18 protein-coding genes are annotated in these 18,895 nt (G+C 71.4%); 12 read left to right on the plus strand and 6 right to left on the minus strand.

The window, feature by feature from the left end:
• The first annotated feature begins 109 nt into the window (after positions 1–109).
• Together ACIRSU_RS15470 and ACIRSU_RS15475 are read left to right on the plus strand one after the other, a co-directional pair.
• The gene (locus ACIRSU_RS15470) at positions 110–1,078 is read left to right on the plus strand and encodes a diacylglycerol/lipid kinase family protein (protein WP_403792247.1); all 969 of its coding nucleotides are present in this window, start codon (positions 110–112) and stop codon (positions 1,076–1,078) included.
• 319 nt (positions 1,079–1,397) lie between these two features.
• A complete protein-coding gene (locus tag ACIRSU_RS15475) occupies positions 1,398–1,655 on the plus strand; it encodes a WhiB family transcriptional regulator (protein ID WP_003953983.1) in 258 nt (85 codons plus the stop codon).
• A 254-nt stretch (positions 1,656–1,909) separates the two neighbouring features.
• Here the strand turns inward: ACIRSU_RS15475 and ACIRSU_RS15480 are convergent, their stop codons facing one another.
• Together ACIRSU_RS15480 and ACIRSU_RS15485 are read right to left on the minus strand one after the other, a co-directional pair.
• Positions 1,910–3,376, minus strand: coding sequence for a sensor histidine kinase (locus ACIRSU_RS15480; protein ID WP_403792579.1), 1,467 nt, complete (start codon positions 3,374–3,376; stop codon positions 1,910–1,912).
• A 427-nt stretch (positions 3,377–3,803) separates the two neighbouring features.
• Positions 3,804–4,403, minus strand: a complete 600-nt coding sequence (locus ACIRSU_RS15485) for a TetR/AcrR family transcriptional regulator (RefSeq protein WP_403792249.1) — start codon at positions 4,401–4,403, stop codon at positions 3,804–3,806.
• An 84-nt stretch (positions 4,404–4,487) separates the two neighbouring features.
• On the opposite strand from ACIRSU_RS15485, the gene ACIRSU_RS15490 reads away from it, so the two are divergent.
• Entirely contained in the window at positions 4,488–5,249 is a 762-nt protein-coding gene (locus ACIRSU_RS15490) for an SDR family oxidoreductase (RefSeq protein ID WP_403792252.1), read from the plus strand.
• A 194-nt stretch (positions 5,250–5,443) separates the two neighbouring features.
• Positions 5,444–6,229 carry a glucosamine-6-phosphate deaminase gene (nagB, locus tag ACIRSU_RS15495; protein WP_403792253.1) on the plus strand — a complete coding sequence of 262 codons (786 nt, stop codon included), beginning with the start codon at positions 5,444–5,446 and terminating at the stop codon, positions 6,227–6,229.
• Positions 6,230–6,343: 114 nt separating this feature from the next.
• Here nagB and ACIRSU_RS15500 read toward each other — a convergent pair whose 3' ends face one another.
• The 4 genes from ACIRSU_RS15500 to ACIRSU_RS15515 form a co-directional block, all read right to left on the minus strand.
• Entirely contained in the window at positions 6,344–7,864 is a 1,521-nt protein-coding gene (locus ACIRSU_RS15500; protein ID WP_403792255.1) for a glycoside hydrolase family 3 protein, read from the minus strand.
• 9 nt (positions 7,865–7,873) lie between these two features.
• Positions 7,874–8,653 (minus strand): carbohydrate ABC transporter permease, encoded by a 780-nt coding sequence (locus ACIRSU_RS15505; protein WP_403792581.1) that lies wholly within the window; start codon positions 8,651–8,653, stop codon positions 7,874–7,876.
• A 113-nt stretch (positions 8,654–8,766) separates the two neighbouring features.
• On the minus strand, positions 8,767–9,789 hold the full coding sequence (locus ACIRSU_RS15510) for a carbohydrate ABC transporter permease (protein WP_403792256.1): 1,023 nt from the start codon (positions 9,787–9,789) through the stop codon (positions 8,767–8,769).
• Positions 9,790–9,941: 152 nt separating this feature from the next.
• A complete protein-coding gene (locus tag ACIRSU_RS15515; protein ID WP_403792258.1) occupies positions 9,942–11,237 on the minus strand; it encodes an extracellular solute-binding protein in 1,296 nt (431 codons plus the stop codon).
• Positions 11,238–11,528: 291 nt separating this feature from the next.
• Here ACIRSU_RS15515 and ACIRSU_RS15520 point away from each other — a divergent pair, with 291 nt between their 5' ends.
• The 8 genes from ACIRSU_RS15520 (at position 11,529) to ACIRSU_RS15555 (ending at position 18,885) form a co-directional block, all read left to right on the plus strand.
• Entirely contained in the window at positions 11,529–12,293 is a 765-nt protein-coding gene (locus ACIRSU_RS15520) for a GntR family transcriptional regulator (RefSeq protein WP_345492086.1), read from the plus strand.
• A gap of 397 nt (positions 12,294–12,690) precedes the next feature.
• Positions 12,691–12,867 carry a hypothetical protein gene (locus ACIRSU_RS15525; protein ID WP_403792260.1) on the plus strand — a complete coding sequence of 59 codons (177 nt, stop codon included), beginning with the start codon at positions 12,691–12,693 and terminating at the stop codon, positions 12,865–12,867.
• A 26-nt stretch (positions 12,868–12,893) separates the two neighbouring features.
• Positions 12,894–13,172 carry a hypothetical protein gene (locus ACIRSU_RS15530; RefSeq protein WP_403792262.1) on the plus strand — a complete coding sequence of 93 codons (279 nt, stop codon included), beginning with the start codon at positions 12,894–12,896 and terminating at the stop codon, positions 13,170–13,172.
• 47 nt (positions 13,173–13,219) lie between these two features.
• Positions 13,220–14,284, plus strand: a complete 1,065-nt coding sequence (locus tag ACIRSU_RS15535) for a glycosyltransferase family 2 protein (RefSeq protein WP_403792263.1) — start codon at positions 13,220–13,222, stop codon at positions 14,282–14,284.
• Between the two features lie 44 nt (positions 14,285–14,328).
• On the plus strand, positions 14,329–15,291 hold the full coding sequence (locus tag ACIRSU_RS15540; protein ID WP_403792265.1) for a UbiA prenyltransferase family protein: 963 nt from the start codon (positions 14,329–14,331) through the stop codon (positions 15,289–15,291).
• Entirely contained in the window at positions 15,288–16,427 is a 1,140-nt protein-coding gene (locus ACIRSU_RS15545) for a lysylphosphatidylglycerol synthase domain-containing protein (protein ID WP_403792267.1), read from the plus strand. The genes ACIRSU_RS15540 and ACIRSU_RS15545 overlap by 4 nt, the downstream gene beginning before the upstream one ends.
• Entirely contained in the window at positions 16,385–17,818 is a 1,434-nt protein-coding gene (locus ACIRSU_RS15550) for an aspartate aminotransferase family protein (protein WP_403792269.1), read from the plus strand. Before ACIRSU_RS15545 ends, ACIRSU_RS15550 begins: the two co-directional genes overlap by 43 nt.
• On the plus strand, positions 17,812–18,885 hold the full coding sequence (locus tag ACIRSU_RS15555) for an NAD-dependent epimerase/dehydratase family protein (RefSeq protein ID WP_403792271.1): 1,074 nt from the start codon (positions 17,812–17,814) through the stop codon (positions 18,883–18,885). The genes ACIRSU_RS15550 and ACIRSU_RS15555 overlap by 7 nt, the downstream gene beginning before the upstream one ends.
• Positions 18,886–18,895: the final 10 nt, after the last annotated feature.

Raw genomic sequence — 18,895 nt, forward strand, 5'->3', positions numbered from 1 at the left:
GCACTGCTCGCACTGCTCATGCTGGAAGGGTAGCGGGGGCCCGCCCTGAGGTGCCCGGCCCCTGGACCGGGACTGCGTCCGGTACCGCCGGGTAGGTACGCTGGCGACCATGCGCGCGCTTCTCGTGGTCAACCCGGCAGCTACCACCACCAGTGCCCGCACCCGTGACGTGCTGATCCACGCACTCGCCAGCGAGATGAAGCTGGAGGCGGTGACCACCGAGTACCGCGGGCACGCCCGTGACCTGGGGCGACGGGCCGCGGAGTCGGACGACGTCGATCTCGTGGTGGCGCTCGGCGGCGACGGCACGGTGAACGAGGTGGTGAACGGGCTGCTGCACGCGGGGCCCGATCCGGAGCGGCTGCCGCGGCTCGCGGTGGTGCCGGGCGGCTCGACCAATGTCTTCGCGCGGGCCCTCGGGCTGCCGAACGACGCCGTCGAGGCGACGGGCGCGCTCCTCGACGCGCTGCGCGAGCAGCGGACACGGACGGTGAGCCTCGGGCTCGCGTCCGGGACGCCGGGCACGGACGACGAGGCGGTGCCCGAACGTTGGTTCACCTTCTGCGCCGGCTTCGGCTTCGACGCGAGCGTGATCGGTCGGGTCGAACAGCAGCGCGAGCGGGGCAAGCGTTCGACCCACGCCCTGTATCTGCGTCAGGTGGTGCGCCAGTTCCTGGGCGAGCGGAACCGGCGGCACGGGACGATCACCGTGGAGCGCCCGGGTGAGGATCCCGTGGAGGATCTCGTCCTCTCCATAATCTGCAACACCTCCCCCTGGACCTACCTGGGCAATCGTCCGGTGTACGCGTCCCCGGAGGCGTCCTTCGAGACGGCTCTCGACGTGCTCGGTCTGACCCGTCTGTCGACCCCGTCGGTGGCCCGGTACGCGACCCAGCTGCTGACCTCGACCCCGGAGCGCGGGCCGCACGGGAAGCACGCGCTGACTCTCCATGATCTGACCGACTTCACCTTGCATTCGAAGGTGCCCCTCCCCCTCCAGATGGACGGAGACCACCTGGGACTGCGTACGAGCGTGACGTTCACAGGCGTACGCCGTGCACTGCGTGTGATTGTGTGACCAGAAGGACCGAAAGTCCTTCCACTCGAACGTTTAGGCTGCCCTCCACCCCCCAGAAGTACGGCTGTGACCGAGCCGACACCGAGGAATCAAAAAAAACTTTCCGGAAGGGGTTGTATCCGTTGCTGGGGTTTGGGAGTCTCTTCTTGGCGATCGGGACGGCCCGCAACACCGGCCTCCACTGAGAGCCAGAACCCCTCCTCTGTAACAAGGACCACACCAGTTCACCTGGCAGTCGGACCTTCCCTTGCGGGGGGATTCGTGAAAGCGTTCACATTCACAAGCAACTCGCACGTAACACCTGAGAGAGGTAGCAGCCATGGACTGGCGTCACAACGCCGTTTGCCGCGAGGAAGACCCCGAGCTCTTCTTCCCCATCGGCAACACCGGTCCTGCGCTGCTGCAGATCGAGGAAGCCAAGGCCGTCTGCCGCCGCTGCCCCGTCATGGAGCAGTGCCTGCAGTGGGCGCTCGAGTCCGGCCAGGACTCCGGCGTCTGGGGTGGCCTCAGCGAGGACGAGCGCCGCGCGATGAAGCGCCGCGCCGCCCGCAACCGGGCGCGCAACGCCAGCGCCTGAGCCACCTGCACAGCCTGAGGCAAGCGGCGCGTACACCGTGTACGCACTCACCGCCCCCGAGCCGCAGCGCGCGCAGTAACCCACAGCATTCGAGCCCCGGACCGATTCACTTCGGTCCGGGGCTCGCTGCTGTGAACTCCCCCACAGGGGAAGAGGGTTGCTCCGGCGGAATCGCTCCGCCGGAGCAGTTCCGCCACATCACTTCTGCGGAATCACCTCTGCCGAATCACTTCTGCCGAATCACTTCTGCCGAATCACTTCTGCGGCTGGACCGGGATGTCGAGCACCACTCGGGTGCCGCGCTCGGTGCCCGGCTGCATGTCGAAGCTGCCGCCGAGCTCGCCCTCGACCAGGGTGCGGACGATCTGGAGGCCGAGGTTGCCGGCCCGCTGCGGGTCGAAGCCCTCGGGCAGCCCGCGGCCGTCGTCCTTGACCGTGATCAGCAGCCGGGCGTCGGCCCGTGGTTCGCCGCGGACGGCGGTGACCTCGACGGTTCCCGTCTCCCCCGGCGCGAAGGCGTGTTCCAGGGCGTTCTGCAGGATCTCGGTGAGCACCATGGAGAGCGGCGTGGCGACCTCGGCGTCGAGGATGCCGAAGCGGCCGTTGCGCCGGCAGGTGACCTTGCCCGGGGAGATCTCGGCGACCATCGCGATCACGCGGTCGGCGATGTCGTCGAACTCGACCCGCTCGTCCAGGTTCTGGGACAGCGTCTCATGGACGATGGCGATCGAACCGACGCGCCGTACGGCCTCGTTGAGCGCCTCCCGGCCGCGGTCGGAGTCCATCCGGCGGGCCTGCAGCCGGAGCAGGGCGGCCACCGTCTGGAGGTTGTTCTTCACCCGGTGGTGGATCTCCCGGATGGTGGCGTCCTTGGTGATCAACTCGCGCTCGCGGCGGCGCAGTTCGGTGACGTCCCGGAGCAGCACGAGCGAACCGATGCGGGTGCCCTTGGGCTTGAGCGGGATCGCGCGCAGCTGGATCACGCCGCCGTTGCCCTCGACCTCGAACTCGCGCGGGGCGTAGCCGGAGGCCAACTTGACCAGGGCCTCGTCGACCGGGCCGCGGGAGGGGGCGAGTTCGGCGGTGACCTGGCCGAGGTGCTGGCCGACGAGGTCGGCGGCGAGGCCGAGCCGGTGGTAGGCGGAGAGGGCGTTGGGCGAGGCGTACTGCACGATGCCGTCGGCGTCGAGGCGCATCAGTCCGTCGCCGGCCCGCGGCGAGGAGTCCATGTCGACCTGCTCGCCGGGGAAGGGGAACTCGCCGGCGGCGATCATCTGGGCGAGGTCGGAGGCGGACTGGAGGTAGGTGAGCTCCAGCCGGGACGGGGTCCGCACGGTGAGCAGGTTGGTGTTGCGGGCGATGACGCCGAGGACGCGGCCCTCCCGCCGTACGGGGATGGACTCGACCCGTACCGGGACCTCCTCGCGCCACTCGGGGTCGCCCTCGCGCACGATCCGGCCCTCGTCGAGCGCGGCGTCGAGCAGCGGCCGGCGGCCGCGCGGGACCAGGTGGCCGACCATGTCGTCCTGGTAGGAGGTGGGGCCGGTGTTCGGCCGCATCTGGGCGACCGACACGTAGCGGGCCCCGTCGAGGGTGGGCACCCAGAGGACGAGGTCGGCGAAGGAGAGGTCGGAGAGCAGCTGCCACTCCGACACCAGCAGATGGAGCCAGTCGAGGTCGGACTCGCTCAGAGCGGTGTGCTGGCGGACGAGGTCGTTCATGGAGGGCACGTGTGCGAGCGTACCCGCGGAATTAACAGGCGGTGAACCTGGATCTCAGGGCGTCCGTGGTGGAGGATGGGCCCCGAAACGACCGCTTGCACGCGGATGGACAGACAAGAATGGTCTAGTCCACAATGCTATACATTCGAGCCTCCATCCTCCCCGCACAGGAGGATGGACGAGGTACCCGGCGCTCTCTGCCCTGACTGCGCCGAGACCTCCCACACGGCCGCGGGACCGCACATCCCCGGCCGGGCAACTCCGGGCTGCGGTGCCGGACGGGTTGAGGGTCCCGTCCCGGCGCCGCGGCCCGCGGGCCTTTCCCCTCACTCGCCCCGCCGGGCCTTTCCTTGCTCGCCCCGTGGGGCTTCTCCCTTTACTCGCCGTGCGGGGCCTGCCCCCCTGCTCGCCGGGCGGGGCCTTCCCCCTACTCGCGGTGCGGCCAGGCCCGCATCGCCGCCTCCGCCACGGCCGCCAGCTCCTCCTCTGTCGCCCCGTCGCGGGCCTGCTGCGACATGCCCTGAAGGACGGCGCCGCTGAAGCGGGCGAGGGTGCGGGGATCGGCGCCGGCCGGGAGCTCGCCGGACTCGACGTCATGGCGGATCCGCTGCTCGATGGCGTCCAGGTTGGCGTTGCGCCGGGCGCGCAGGGCCTCGGCGACCTCCGGTGTGGAGCAGTTCACGCCGGCCGAGATCACCAGGCAGCCATGCGGGTGACCGGGCTCGGTGAAGTGCGCGGCGGCCTCGCGCAGCATGCGCCCCACCGCCTCGCGGGCCGTCCCCTCCTCTTCGAAGGCGCGGCTGCCGAAGGCGCCGTGCGACTCCACGTAGGCGGCGACGACCTCCTCGAACAGGGTCTTCTTGTCACCGAAGGCCGCGTAGAGGCTCGGCGCACTGATGCCCATGGCCCGGGTCAGATCGGAGACCGAGGTCGTCTCGTAGCCGTGCTCCCAGAAGGCCATCGTCGCCTGCTCCAGGGCCGTCGGGCGGTCGAAGGAGCGGGGGCGGCCGCGCTGCTTGGTGGTCATGAGGTGAATTCTATAGCGCGCGCTACGGAAAGTGAGGTACGGTCTTTTCGTAACGACCACTACAGAAGTGAGGGGGGCGCCGCCATGGGTGCGCTCACGGGGAAGACGGCACTGGTCACGGGTGGCAGCCGGGGCATCGGGCGGGCGATCGCCGAGCGCCTGGCGCGGGACGGGGCGCGGGTCGCCGTGCATTACGGGAGCAACGAGACGGCGGCCAAGGAGACGGTCACCGCGATCGAGGCGGCGGGCGGCGAGGCGTTCGCGATCGGGCAGGAGCTGGGAGTCGCGGGGGACGCGGCGGCGCTGTGGGCGGCGTTCGACGCGGCCGTGGGCCCGGACGCCAGCCTGGACGTCCTGGTGAACAACGCGGGGATCGGCGCCTCGGCACCCTTCGCGGCGATCGGCGAGGAGGAGTACGACCGGATCTTCGCGGTCAACACCAAGGCGCCGTTCTTCCTTGCGCAGCTCGGCGCGGAGCGGCTGCGCGACGGGGGCCGGATCGTGAACGTGTCGACCGGGCTCTCGCATGCCGCGATGATGCCGGACCTGATCGCGTACGCGATGTCGAAGAGCGCGCTCGACGTGTTCACCCGCTATCTGTCGAAGGTGCTCGGCCCGCGCGGGATCACGGTGAACGCGGTGGCGCCCGGGATCGTCGACACGGACATCAACGCGGGCTGGCTGCGGGGGAACGCGGAGGCATGGGCGGGGGCGGCGGCGATGTCGGCCCTGGGGAAGGTCGGGGCCCCCGAGGACATAGCCGACGTGGTGGCCTTCCTCGCCTCGCACGACGGGCGCTGGGTGACGGGCCAGTGGATCGACGCGACGGGGGGCTCGCTGGCCTGACGGGCGGCCGGCGGGGGCGGGGTTCGAGTGGCCCGCGGGACGGGTGCGGCCGACGATGAGAGGGGGTTGTTCACGGGGCGGAACGGCATGGGCCGAGGGCCTGCGCTCTGCTAGATTTGGGGCTAGATTGGTCTATACCACATAGGTGACCACATCGGCCCTCAGCAGCCCCTCACCAGATCGGCAGGCACAGCGTGGAAGTTGTCATCGTCAAGGACGCCAAGGCGGGCGGCGAGCTCATCGCGGACGGCATCGCCGGCCTCCTGCGCCGCAAGCCCGACGCGCTGCTCGGCGTGGCCACCGGCTCGACCCCGCTGCCCATCTACGACGCCCTGATCGCCAAGGTGGCCGCGGGCGACGTGGACGCCTCCCGGGCCCGGATCGCCCAGCTCGACGAGTACGTGGGGCTGCCGGCCGGGCACCCGGAGTCGTACCGGTCGACGGTGCTGCGCCAGGTCGTGGAGCCGCTCGGGCTCTCCCAGGACGCCTTCATGGGCCCCGACGGCTCGGCCGAGGACGTCCAGGCGGCCTGCGAGGCGTACGACCGGGCGCTGGCCGAGGCCGGCGGCGTCGACCTGCAGATCCTCGGCATCGGCACCGACGGGCACATCGGCTTCAACGAGCCGTGCTCCTCGCTCGCCTCCCGCACCCGGATCAAGACGCTCACCGAGCAGACCCGCGTCGACAACGCGCGCTTCTTCGACGACGACATCGAGCAGGTGCCGCACCACGTCATCACGCAGGGCATCGGCACCATCCTGGAGGCCCGTCACCTGGTGCTGCTCGCCACCGGCGAGGGCAAGGCCGAGGCCGTGGCGCAGACGGTCGAGGGCCCGGTCGCCGCGCTGGTGCCGGCCTCCGCGCTGCAGCTGCACCCGCACGCGACCGTGGTCGTGGACGAGGCGGCCGCCTCCAAGCTGAAGCTGGCGGACTACTTCCGCCACACCTACGCGAACAAGCCGTCCTGGCAGGGCATCTAAGGCATCTAGAGGCCCGCGCGAGCCCGTGAACGCGAGGGGCCCGGCACCAGGATCTGGTGCCGGGCCCCTCTGCCGTACCGGCTCCGGTACGGGACCGGGGGTACGGGACCGGGCTCAGCGGCCGGCGATCGCCTCCGCCGCGGCCTGGCCGCAGACGCGGGCAGCGCCGTGGGTGGCGATGTGGAGGGCGCCGCGGGGCTCCGACTCGTCGAGGCCCATCTCGACCACCACGGTGTCGGGGCGGGCGGCGAGCAGGGCGTCGAGGGTGCCGGACATCCACGGGTGCCGGTGGGCGTCGCGGACGACGGCGACCACGCGCCGCTCCCCCGCGGCGGCCAGCACGGCGTCGGCCGAGGCGTCCGCCCCGTACGAGCCGGTGCGGGTGCCGGGCAGGAGCCGCTCCAGTTCGGCGGCGATGCCCCACGGGGTCTCGTCGCCGACGGCGAAGTTGGCGGCGGGCGTGAAGGAGGCCACGTAGGGGGCGTCGGTCACCGGGGTGAAGGGCCGCTCGCCCGGGGTGATCGTGAGGGCCCGGCGGGCCGCGACGAGTCCGACGTCGGTGCCGGGCGCGGTCCCCTCCTGTGTCGCCGCGCCCGGCCCCGTTCCAGCCCCCCTGGCCCGGTGCGCCTGGGTCCAGGCCGCCAGCGCGCGGACGCGCTCGGCGGCGTCTGCCAGCCGCTCCTCGGGCAGTTCACCGGTCCGTACCGCCGTCACCAGCGCGTCGCGCAGCCGCAGCACGGTCTCCTCGTCGGCCAGCCCGCCGCCGACGCAGATGGCGTCGGCGCCCGCGGCGATCGCAAGGACGGATCCGCGCTCGATGCCGTAGGTCGCCGCGACGGCCTGCATCTCCATGCCGTCGGTGACGATCAGGCCCTCGAAGCCCAGCTCCTGGCGCAGCAGACCGGTGAGGATCTGCGGGCTCAGGGTGGCCGGACGATCCGGGTCGAGCGCGGAGAGCAGGATATGCGCGCTCATCACGGCTTTGGAACCCGCCGCGATGGCCGCGCGGAAAGGTACCAGCTCACGGGCGTGCAGTGTGGCGAGGTCCACATCGATACGGGGCAGCGCGTCGTGCGAGTCCACGTTGGTGTCGCCGTGCCCCGGGAAGTGCTTGGTGCAGGCGGCGACGCCCACGGCCTGGAGGCCGTCGACGTAGGCCACGGTGTGCCGGGCGACCAGGTCGGGGTCGGCGCCGAAGGAGCGGACTCCGATGACCGGGTTCTCGGCGTTGGAGTTGACGTCGGCCGAGGGTGCCCAGTTGAGGTCGACCCCGCAGGCGACGAGCCGGCGGCCCAGCTCGCGGGCGACGGCCCGGGTGAGCTCGACGTCGTCGACGTGGCCGAGGGCGTAGTTGCCGGGGAACGAGGAGCCCTCGTTGACCTCCAGGCGGGTGACGTCGCCGCCCTCCTCGTCGATGGCCACCAGGACGTCGTCCCGCTCGGCGCGCAGCCGCGCGGTGAGCGCGGCGAGCTGCTCGGGGGTGACGACGTTCCGGCCGAAGAGTCCGACCGAGGAGAGGCCCTCGCCGATCCGGCGGAGCAGCCAGTCGGGGGCGGTGGTGCCGACGAAGCCCGGCTGCAGGACGGTGAGCGCGTCCCGGGTCAGGGTGTCCGTGCTGGTTGCGAGCGTGGTCATGGGGCGCCGTTATCCCTTCACCGCGCCGGCGGTCATGCCGCCGACGGCCTTGCGCTGGAGGAAGAGGAAGACGATCAGGACGGGGAGCGCGAAGAGGGTCGAGGCGGCCATGGTGGCACCCCAGTCGTTGCCGAACGCGGTCTGGAACTGGGTCAGCCAGAGCGTCAGGGTCTGCGACTCCTTGTCCTTGTTGAGCATGAGGATCATCGCGAACTCGTTCCAGGCCGTGATGAAGCCGAAGATCGAGGTCGACATCAGGCCCGGGGCGAGCAGCGGGAAGATGACCTTGCGGAAGGCCTGGCCGCGGGTGCAGCCGTCGATCTGGGCGGCCTCCTCCAGCTCGACCGGGACGGCGGCGATGAAGCCGCGCAGGGTCCAGATGGTGAAGGGCAGCACCATCACGAAGTAGATCGCCGTGAGGACCGGGATGCTGTTCAGCATGTCGTTGTCGCGGGAGATCATGTACATCGCGATGGTGAGGACCTCCCACGGGGCCATCTGCGCCATCATCACGACGAGCACGATGGCCTTGCGGCCGCGGAACCTCATCCGGGCGAGCGCGAAGCTCGCCAGCAGGGCCACGAAGAGGGCGAGCACCACGGCGCCGACGGTCACCACGAGGCTGTTGGTGACATAGGTCCAGAAGAGGTCGATGCCGGTGGCGGTCGAGTAGTTCTCGAGGGTCGGCTTGAAGACGAAGACCGGGTCCTTCGTCATGATCTGGTGCTGCGGCTTCAGCGAGGACGCGAACATCCAGTAGACGGGGAAGACGAACACCACCGCGATCACGAGGGCGGAGAGGTTCTTGACGACGGCGCCGGCCGTGAGCCGCTTGCGGGTGCGGTACTTCTTCGGGGCGGCGGGCGCGGCCGGGGCGGCCGGGCGGGTGGTGCTCACGGTGCTCACAGTTCCTCCTCCTGCTTCAGGATCAGGCGGAAGTAGAAGGACATGATCGCGATCAGCATCACGATGGTGAGGACGGAGATGGCCGCGGCGACGCCGTAGTGGAACTGGCCGACGCCCTCGATGTAGGCGAAGACGGGCAGCGTCTCGGAGGCGCGGTCGGGGCCGCCCTTGTTCAGGGCGTAGATCTGCGTGAACGCCTTGAAGATCCAGATCACTTCGAGGAACGTGGTGATCATGAAGAAGGGCTTGAGGTTCGGGAAGACCACGGCCCAGAAGGTGCGCCAGCCGTTCGCGCCGTCCATCTTGGCGGCCTCGTACAGCTCGGTGCCGATGGTGGTCAGACCGGCGTACATGTTGAGGGCGACGAACGGGATGGAGCCCCAGGCGATCAGGATCATCGAGATCACCAGGGTGGAGAAGCCCGTCTCGAACCAGTTGTGCTGCTCGTAGCCGGCGAAGCCGAGCGTGCGCATCAGCCAGTTGACGACGCCGAACTGCTCGTCGAAGAGCCACTGGAAGACGGTGACGGAGGCGACGATCGGCATGGCCCAGGCGAAGACCAGGGACAGCGAGAGCACCAGCCGCATCTTCTTGCCGAGCCGGTTGAGCAGCAGGCCGATGCCGGTGCCGACCGCCATGGTGAGCAGGACGCTCGCAGCGGTGAAGACGACGGAGCGGACGACGACCGTCCAGAACTCCGAGTCGCTCAGCAGGCCGGTGTAGTTGTCGAAGCCCGTCCACACCGTCTCGCGGGTGATGAACTCCTTCCGGCCCAGCTCCTGGAACGAGAGGATCACGTTGCGGATCAGCGGGTAGAGGAGCAGCGCCGCCATCGACAGCAGGGCCGGTGCGACGAGCAGGTACGGCAGCAGCCCGCTGGGCAGGGAGCGTCTCCCCCGCGAGGGCTGAAGGACTTCCTTCGGGCCGGAACTGGCCGGCGGGGTCTGTGACTTCCCTGCCGCCCTCCCGGGCGCGTCCTGGGGACCGGCGGTCGCCGTCCCCTGGGAGTCCACGGTCATGGTCTTCTTCCTCGCGGTTCTGGGGCTCCCGTGCCCACCGGGGCGCGGCCCGGGGGAGCGGGCCGCTGAAAACTGCGGAGCGCCGGCGGTGCGGTCCGGTCCGGGCCGCACCGCCGGGGCTACGTGTGACTACTGCGGTGCAGTTGCTGCCGTTACTGCTGGTTGACGCGCTCGCCGATGACCTTGTCGGCGGCCTCGGCGGCGGCCTTGGCGTCGCCGCCCTTCAGGACCTTGGTCATGTAGTCCTTGATCGGGTTCGGGGCGGTCTCGACGTTCGCCCAGCCCGGGGTCACCGGGGTGATCTTGCCGACGCCGGCGGCCAGGGCCATGGCCTCGGCGAAGGAGCCGGCGGCCGGCTTGAACTGCGCGGCGTCGTTGTTCGGGAGCAGCGCGCCGGCGGTGGCCTCGGCGTACTTGGTCATCTGCTCCTTGCCGGCGGCGAGGGCCAGCCACTCCTTGGCGAGGTCCTTGTTCTGGGAGCGCTCGGCCACGGCGAGGTTGGAGCCGCCGAAGAACACGGAGCCCGGCTTGTCGGCGGTCTTGCCCGGGATCGGGAAGTAGCCGAAGTCGGCGGTCTTGCCGGCCTTCTTCATGGCGTCGATCGCGCCGCCGGCCTCCCAGCCGAGACCGATCCAGGACGCCACGCCGCCCTTGGGGACGATGTCGGTGGACTGCTGCGGGGTCGCCTCGTCCTTGTCCTTCGGAGCGGTGGAGTAGGACGCCAGCTCCTTGTAGAAGTTCATGGCGTTGAGGGCCTCGGGGGAGGACAGGGCGCCCTTCCACTTGTCGCCGTCCTTGACGGCGAGGTCGCCGCCCTCGTCCCAGACGAAGCCCGCGAGGACGTACCAGCTCTGGCCGGGCAGGTAGATCGGCTGCGACTTCGGGTCGGCGGCCTTGAGCTTCTTCAGGCCGTCGATCCACTCGGCGCGGGTCTTCGGCGGCGTGACGCCGGCCTTCTTGAAGGCGGCCTTGTCGTAGACGACGACGCGGCTGGCGGCGTACCACGGGGCGGAGTAGAGCTTGCCGTCGAGCTCGGCCGAGGCGGTCATGCCCTTGTTCCAGCCGTCGTAGCCCAGCTTGGCCTTGTCGCCGGAGAGGTCGGCGAGGCCGCCGGTGACCGCGTAGCCGGCGGTCTGGGTGTTGCCGAGCTCAAGGACGTCCGGCGGGGTGTCCTCGGAGAGGGCGGTGGTGACCTTCTCCTGGATGCCGTTCCACTGCTGCTTCTCGACCTTGACCTTGACGCCCGGGTGCTTGGCCTCGAACTCCTTGTTGACACCCGCCATCCAGGCGTCGGGCGCCGAGCCGTCCATGACCCAGACGGTCAGGGTCTTGTCGCCACCCTGGGCCTTGCCGCCCTTGTCACCCTTGTCGCCGCTGTCCGTACCGCACGCAGCGACGGAGACCATCATGCCCGCGACGCCGATCGCCGCGATGAGCTTGCGCTTCACGCCACCCTCCTCAGGGATGCCTGCTCCCCCTCCCACCGCGCGAAGACGCGAAGACATACGTCGAGTAATGCTGTGGGGCTGGGACCTGGTCTTTAATGGTGTAGACCAGTACCCGGAGCTTGGCCTAGACCTTTAGGGGTGTCAAGGGTGTATAAGAAGGGCAGTCGGGTCCGTTATCGGACCGACACCTGAGGGAGGGCGACGACCCGTGACCGGTCCGTGCCACCATGTGAGCCGCGACAGACGGAGGAGCCGGTGACGGCAGCAGCACAGGCATCGGGAAGGCAGGCCATGGCCACGGACGCGGGCAGCACGGAGACAGAGGGCGGCGCAGCCACCCGTACCGCGCGCGTGCCCAAGTACTACCGCCTGAAGCGGCATCTGCTCGACATGACGGAGACCCTGCCGCCCGGCACCCCGGTCCCGCCGGAGCGCACGCTCGCCGCGGAGTTCGACACCTCGCGCACCACGGTGCGCCAGGCCCTGCAGGAACTGGTGGTCGAGGGCCGCCTGGAGCGGATCCAGGGCAAGGGCACGTTCGTGGCCAAGCCCAAGGTCTCCCAGGCCCTCCAGCTCACCTCGTACACCGAGGACATGCGGGCCCAGGGCCTGGAGCCCACCTCGCAGCTCCTCGACATCGGATACGTGACGGCCGACGACACCCTCGCCGGACTGCTCGACATCTCCCCCGGCGGCCGGGTGCTGCGCATCGAGCGGCTGCGCCTCGCGAGCGGCGAGCCGATGGCCATCGAGACCACGCACCTGTCCGCCAAGCGCTTCCCCGCGCTGCGGCGTTCGCTGGTGAAGTACACCTCGCTCTACACGGCGCTCGCAGAGGTGTACGACGTGCACCTGGCCGAGGCCGAGGAGACCATCGAGACCTCGCTCGCCACCCCCCGCGAGGCCGGCCTGCTCGGTACGGACGTGGGCCTGCCGATGCTGATGCTCTCCCGGCACTCGCTCGACGCCCAGGGCGAGCCGGTCGAGTGGGTGCGCTCGGTGTACCGCGGCGACCGCTACAAGTTCGTGGCCCGCCTCCAGCGCCCCAACGGCTGACCCCTTCTCCTGCAACGCCGGACGGCCGCACCCCGCGACGGGGTGCGGCCGTCCGGCGTTGCAGGGCGTACGGGAGCGGGAGACGGGACCGGGCGGGCGTAGGAGCCGGGCGTACGGGGCCGGGCGGGCGTACGGGCCCGGGGCGGGAGGCCGTCGTTCCGCCCGGCACCTTTCGCCTGGCAGGAACGTGACGCCCGCGCGGAAGGCGCTGGTCAGCCGCGCGCGAGCCGCACCGGGCCGCGCTGTCCCCAACCGGCCACGCGGTTGGCGCCACCCGTTTTCCGGTGACACAGGGCCCCGGCCGGGCCAGTCTTGAACCCGTCGAAGCCGCCCCGGAGCAAGGGAGCGGCGCCGGGGCCCGGCCCCGAACCCCCCTTACACGGAAGGCTGCTCCGCCATGCGCACGCTCGCCCGTTTCGCACCGATCGCCCTTCTCGTCCCCGTCGCGGCGACGCTCGTCCTCTCCCTCGGCGCCGGGACGACGAGCACGGAGCAGACCAGCGTCACCGCCGAGGGCGTCGTCACGGAGACCCCGCAGCCGGGTGACACCGGCGACGGCTTCTCCTGGGGCTGAGCGCCATCTACCTCGTCGGCATCTCGATGAGGGCGCCGGACGACGAAGCCGCCCCGGGCGACCGACCCCCACCACCGCCGTCCGCGTCCCGGCTCGTCGAGACGCTGCACCGCCTCGCCCGGCCGCAGGACCGCTTCGAGTGCGCCCGGGCGCTGGTCCTCGACCGCTCGGTCCGGCTCGCCCTGTACGTCGGGGCCCCCGACGAGATCGAGGCCGTCGGCCACGCGCTGCGGCTCTGCCGGCGCCTCCTCGGCCACTCCCCCGAACTCCGCCACCACCGCATCGCGGACTTCCGGCTCCTCTGAGCCCCCCCAACCCGCACTCGACACCCGACACACTTCGAGGAACAGCCATGCCCAGGGCCCGTCCCAGCGTGTCCGTCATCATCCCCAACTACAACTACGAGAAGACCCTGCGCGCCTGTCTCGCCTCGGTCCTCGCCCAGACCCACGCCCCGCTCGACGTCGTCGTCGTCGACGACGCCAGCACCGACCGGTCCCGGGACATCGCCCGGGAGTTCGGCGTCGTGCTCATCGCCAACCCGCGCAACCGCGGGGTGTCCGCGGCCCGGAACCTCGGGGCCGCCGCGGCCCGCGGCGAGATCCTCTTCTTCCTCGACTCGGACACCGCGCTGCACCCCGAGGCCCTGGCCAACGCCGTCGACCTGCTCGAAGCCGACCCCGGACTCGGCTGTGTGCACGGCGTCCTGGACCCCGAGCCGCTCTTCGACGACGGCCCGGTCGAGCGCTACCACGCCCTGCACGCGCACTTCTGGCGCCGCCGGGCCGCCGGCGAGGTGCGCACCGCCTTCTTCGCGCTCGGCGCCATCCGCAAGGAGGTCTTCGAGCGGGTCGGCCCCTTCGACGAGAACCTGCGCGACTCGGAGGACGTCGAGTACAGCGGCCGGCTGGTGCGCTCGCACCGGATCCTGATGACCGAGGCGATCCGCGGCCGGCACGACGACGTCGACCGGCTCGGGGCGATGCTCTCGGAGCAGTACCGCCGCTCCCAGCTGCTCGTCGCGGCGCTCGGCCAGATGCGGCAGGGCGGACTCACCGCCAACCGGCCGCTCGGCGTGCTCGCCGCGGCCCTCACCCTGCCGACCCTGCTCCTTGGACTGCTCTCCCCCTGGCTGCTGCTCGTACCCGCGCTCTGCGCGCTGCTCTTCGCCTGCGCCGACCCGGGACTCAGCCGCTTCGCGCTGCGCACGAGGGGCCCCGGCTTCCTCCTCTTCTTCACCGCGGTCCACTTCGTCCTCCACCAGGCGATCGTCCTCGGCGCGGCGCGCGGAGTCGTCCGCTGGCTCACCGAGCCGGACTTCGGACCGAGCGTCCGACGCCGTGCCGCGACCACGGCCACCACCACCGCAGCCACCACCACAGCCACGGCCCCCACGAGCCCCAAAACCCCCGTCTGACGCCCCCGCCGCTCCCCCCACCCTCAGGACTCAGGAGTCCGTTCATGGCCACGCCCACGCTCACCGGCCGTCAGGCGCCGCCGGCCCGACCGCCGTCCTCCCGGCCGCCCAGTCGGCTCGCCGACCTCACCGCTCTGGTCCGCCCCGGACAGTGGACCAAGAACCTCGTCGTCGTCCCCCTCGGGCTGCTCGGCGCGCCCCGCACCGACGCCGGCGCGCTCGGCGGCGCGCTCGCCGCTCTCGCCGTCTTCACCCTGGCGTCCGCCCTGGTCTACCTGGTCAACGATCTCGGCGACCGGGACCGCGACCGGCGCCACCCGGAGAAGCGGCACCGGCCGATCGCCGCCGGCCGGATCGGCACGGCCACCGCCGTCTCCTTCGCCGCCGTCCTCGCCGCGCTGCTCCTGGCGACGGTCGGCCTGACCGTCGCCACCGGGACCGCCGGGCTCGCCGACTGGTGGCCGGTCGCCGCGTACCTGGTGCTCAACGCCGCGTACAGCAGGGGGCTCAAGCACGTACCGCTGCTCGACGTCTTCATCGTCGCCCTCGGCTTCGTGCTGCGCCTCGCGCAGGGCTGCCTGGCCTCCGGGAACCCGGTGCCCAGCTGGCTCGCGCTCGGCCTCCTCTCGCTCTGCCTGCTGCTGATCCTCGGCAAGCGGCGGCACGAGATGGCGGTCGGCGGGGTGCTGCACCGGCCGGCATTGCGCGGCTACACCGTGGGCTTCCTCGACCAGCTGCTCGCCTTCACCGCGGTCCTCGCGGCGGTGAGTTACGTGCTGCACGTCCAGGCCAGCCCGGTCTTCGGCACGCACGGTCCGCTCGTCGCCGTCCTCACGGCGCCGCTTGCGCTGTTCGGGCTCGCCCGCTACCTCCAGCTGCTCGTCGTCGACGCGGGCGGTGGCAACCCCACCCGCGCGTTGTTCAGCGACCGGATGACCGTCTCCAACGCGCTGCTGTGGGCCGGGCTGCTGGCCGGCGCCTGGCTGCTCGGCCGGCCCGGCTCATGACCGCGACGACCCCGCCGGCCTCGCCGACCCCGCTGACCCCGCTGACCCCGACGCCCCCGACGCCCCCGCCGGCCTCGCCGACCCCGACGACCACACCAGCCTCGCCCCCGCCGCCCGTTCGGCGAGGTCCGAAACGCCTGCTCCGCGTCCTCTTCCCGCTCGCCGTCGGCACCGGCGTCGGCGTCGCCCTGTACGAGCGGGCCGGCGACCTCGCCGCGCTCGTGCTGCGGCCCGGCTCCGTCCCGTACCTCCTCCTCGCCCTCGCGGCCAACGCCGTCGCCGTCCTGTTCACCATGGCCACCTGGCGCTCCCTCCTCTCCGATCTCGGACCGGGGCTGCCGGGCCGGACCGCGACCCGGATCTACTTCACGTCCTACCTCGGCAAGTACGTGCCGGGCGCGGTCTGGGGCGTCCTCGCCCAGCTGCGGATGGGCGGCGCCGCCGGCGTGCCCGCGCCCGTCGTGCTCACCGTCTTCCTGCTCAACGTGATCGTCGCCGTCCTCACCGGCCTCGCCGTCGGCCCCGTCGCCGCGCCCTGGACGCTCGGCACCGGGGCCTGGTGGCTGGTGCTGCCCGGCGCGGCCACCGTCGTGCTCGCCGTGAAGCCGCGGCTGCTCAACCGGCTGGCCGCGTTCGCCGCCCGGCTGGCCCGCCGGCCGGCTCCGCAGGCCCGGGCGAGCGCCCGGGGCATGCGCCGGGCGCTCGCCGCGGCCACCGCCTCCTGGGCGGTGTCGGGCCTCCACCTGTGGGCGCTCGCGGTGATGCTCGGCGCGCCGCCGCTGACCGCGCTGCCGGTCTGCGTGGGCGGCTTCGCCCTGGCCACGGCCGCGGCCAGCCTCGTGGTCGTCCTGCCGGACGGCTGGGGCGCCCGGGAGGCCCTGCTGCTGCTGTCGCTGACCGCCGTCCTGCCCTGGCAGGAGGCGACCGCCGTCGCGGTCGCCAGCCGGGTGGTCTGCACCCTCAGCGAGGTCCTCGTCGGCGGCGCCGCCCTGCTCCTCACCCTGCCCCGCAAGCCCCACCGCGCTCCCCCCTCACCCGGCTCCCCGCGCTCCCCGCGTTCCCCCCGCCCCTCCGACCGACCCGAAGGAACCCCATGCCCAGGCAGCTCTACACCGTCGACGACTGCGAGTCGCTGACCACCAAGCAGGTCCACGGCCTCTACAAGGACCACGTCAACAAGGCCCAGGTCTCCCTGATGACCTCCTTCGGCTTCGGCCAGGAGCTCGTCGCGAGCGCCGAGGGCGTCTGGATCACCCAGCGCGACGGCCGGCGGGTGCTCGACTTCACCGGCGGCGTCGGCGTGCTCAACCACGGCCACAACCACCCGCGGATCCTCGCCGCCCGGCAGCGCTTCCAGGAGCGCCGCAGCATGGAGGTCCACAAGACGTACTTCTCGCCGTACGTCGCCGCGCTCGGCCACAACCTCGCCCAGCTCCTCCCGGGCGACCTGAACATGTCGTTCTTCCCGAACTCGGGTGCGGAGGCGGTCGAGGGCGCGGTCAAGCTCGCGTACAAGTACCACGGCGGGCGCCGCTCCCGGGTGCTGCGGGCCGACATCTCCTTCCACGGCAAGCTGCTCGGCTCGGGCAGCCTGACCGGGCAGAACCAGTCGACGTTCCAGTTCCCCGGCATCCCGGGCGTGGGGGTCTTCCGCTACGGCGACCTGGAGTCCGTGCGGAAGCTGGTCGCCGAACTGCGCACCGCCGGGGGCGAGTCGGACGTGTACGCGATCCTCATCGAGCCGCTGTCCGCCTCCACCATGAACGAGTGCTCGGAGGAGTTCCTGCGCGGGCTGCGGGAGTTGTGCACGGCCGAGGACATCGTGCTGCTCTTCGACGAGATCTACACCGGCTGGGGCAAGACCGGCACGCTCTTCCACTTCATGCGGTACGAGGGCCTGGTCCCCGACATCCTCACCACCTCCAAGTCCTTCGGCGGCGGCAAGTCCTCCATCTCGGCCTTCGTCGCCCGCGAGCCCGTCTTCCGCAAGGCGTACGACAACCTCACCGACGCCCTGCTCCAGTCGACGTCCACCACCTACTACGGCTTCGGCGAGGAGGCGGTCACCGCCATCGAGGCCGTCAACGTGGCCGTCGAGGACGACTATCCGGCGCGTGCCCGGGCCATCGAGCGGATCCTCGGCCCCGGTCTGGAGCGGATCGCCAAGGAGCACCCGGACGTGGTGGCCGAGGTGCGCGGGGCGGGCGCGCTGCACGGCGTCTTCCTGCACAAGGGCCCGAAGGTCCTGGAGCTGGTGACGAAGCTGGTGCCGGGCTCGATGACGAAGGACCCGCGCTTCCGCACCAAGCTGATCACCTCGTCGGTGGTCAACGCCCTCTACCGGGACCACGGCATCTACACCTACTACACGCTCAACGGCGACAACCCGCTGATGGTCGCGCCCTCGCTGGTCGCCGAGCAGCACGAGGTCGAGTTCTTCCTCGACTGCCTCGACAGGACGCTCGCCCAGGGTCTGCCCCGTCTGCTCACCCGTTTCGTCAAGGAGAAGGTGTCGTCGCTGTGGTAACCCGCGCTGGAACAACACGGGCCGTGGTCACCGGCGGTGCCGGAATGCTCGGTTCGACGCTCGTCCGCCGGCTGCTCGCCGACGGCCACCAGGTGCACTGCGTGGACCTGCGGGCGCCGGGCACCGCGCACGAGAACCTCACCCACACCGTCTCGGACGTCCGGGACGAGGTCACCATGAAACGGGTCACGGACGGTGCGGACGTGGTGGTGCACTGCGCCGCCGCCCTGCCCAGCTACCCGGCCGACACCATACGTTCGGTGATCGTCGGCGGTACGGAGGCGGTGCTCGGCGCGGCCGCGGCGAACGCCGTGCCGCGGGTCGTGCACATCTCCTCGACCGCCGTCTACGGGCTGCCGAAGACGGTGCCGACGCCCGAGGAGTACCCGCGCGAGCCCGTCGACACGTACAGCGCCGCCAAGGCGGAGGCCGAGGAGGTCGCCGAGCGGTTCCGGGGCGGTGACATGTGCGTGCCGATCCTGCGGCCCAAGACCTTCCTCGGCCCCGGCCGCATGGGGTTGTTCGCCATGCTCTTCGAGTGGGCCGAGGAAGGGCGGAACTTCCCGGTCCTCGGCCGCGGCGACGTGCGGATCCAGATGTTCGACGTGGACGACCTGGTCGACGCCGTCGTCACCGCGATGCACGCGCCGGCCGAACGGGCCGACGACACCTTCAACCTCGGCGCCACCGAGTTCGGCACGCTCCGCGAGGACTTCCAGGCCGTCCTGGACGCGGCCGGCCACGGCAAGCGGGTCCGCTCGCTGCCCGCCCGGCCCGCGCTCGCCGCGCTCAGCCTGCTCCAGCGCTCCGGACTCTCCCCGGTCTACGGCCGGCTGCTCCACAAGCTGCTCGACGACAGCTTCGTCTCCACCGACAAGGCCCGTGACGTGCTCGGCTTCCGGCCGAAGCACTCCAACAAGGACGCGATCCTGCGGACGTACGCCTGGTGGCGCGAGCAGCAGGCGCAGACCCGGCAGTCCGCCCGCCCCGCGAAGCGGAGCGAGGGCGTCACCAGTGTCGAACCGTGGCGGCAGGGAGCCCTCTCCCTCGCCAAGGTCCTCTTCTAGGAGAACCCGA

Origin of the sequence: Streptomyces sp. NPDC101160 (assembly GCF_044768205.1) — a bacterium.
GTDB lineage: Bacteria > Actinomycetota > Actinomycetes > Streptomycetales > Streptomycetaceae > Streptomyces.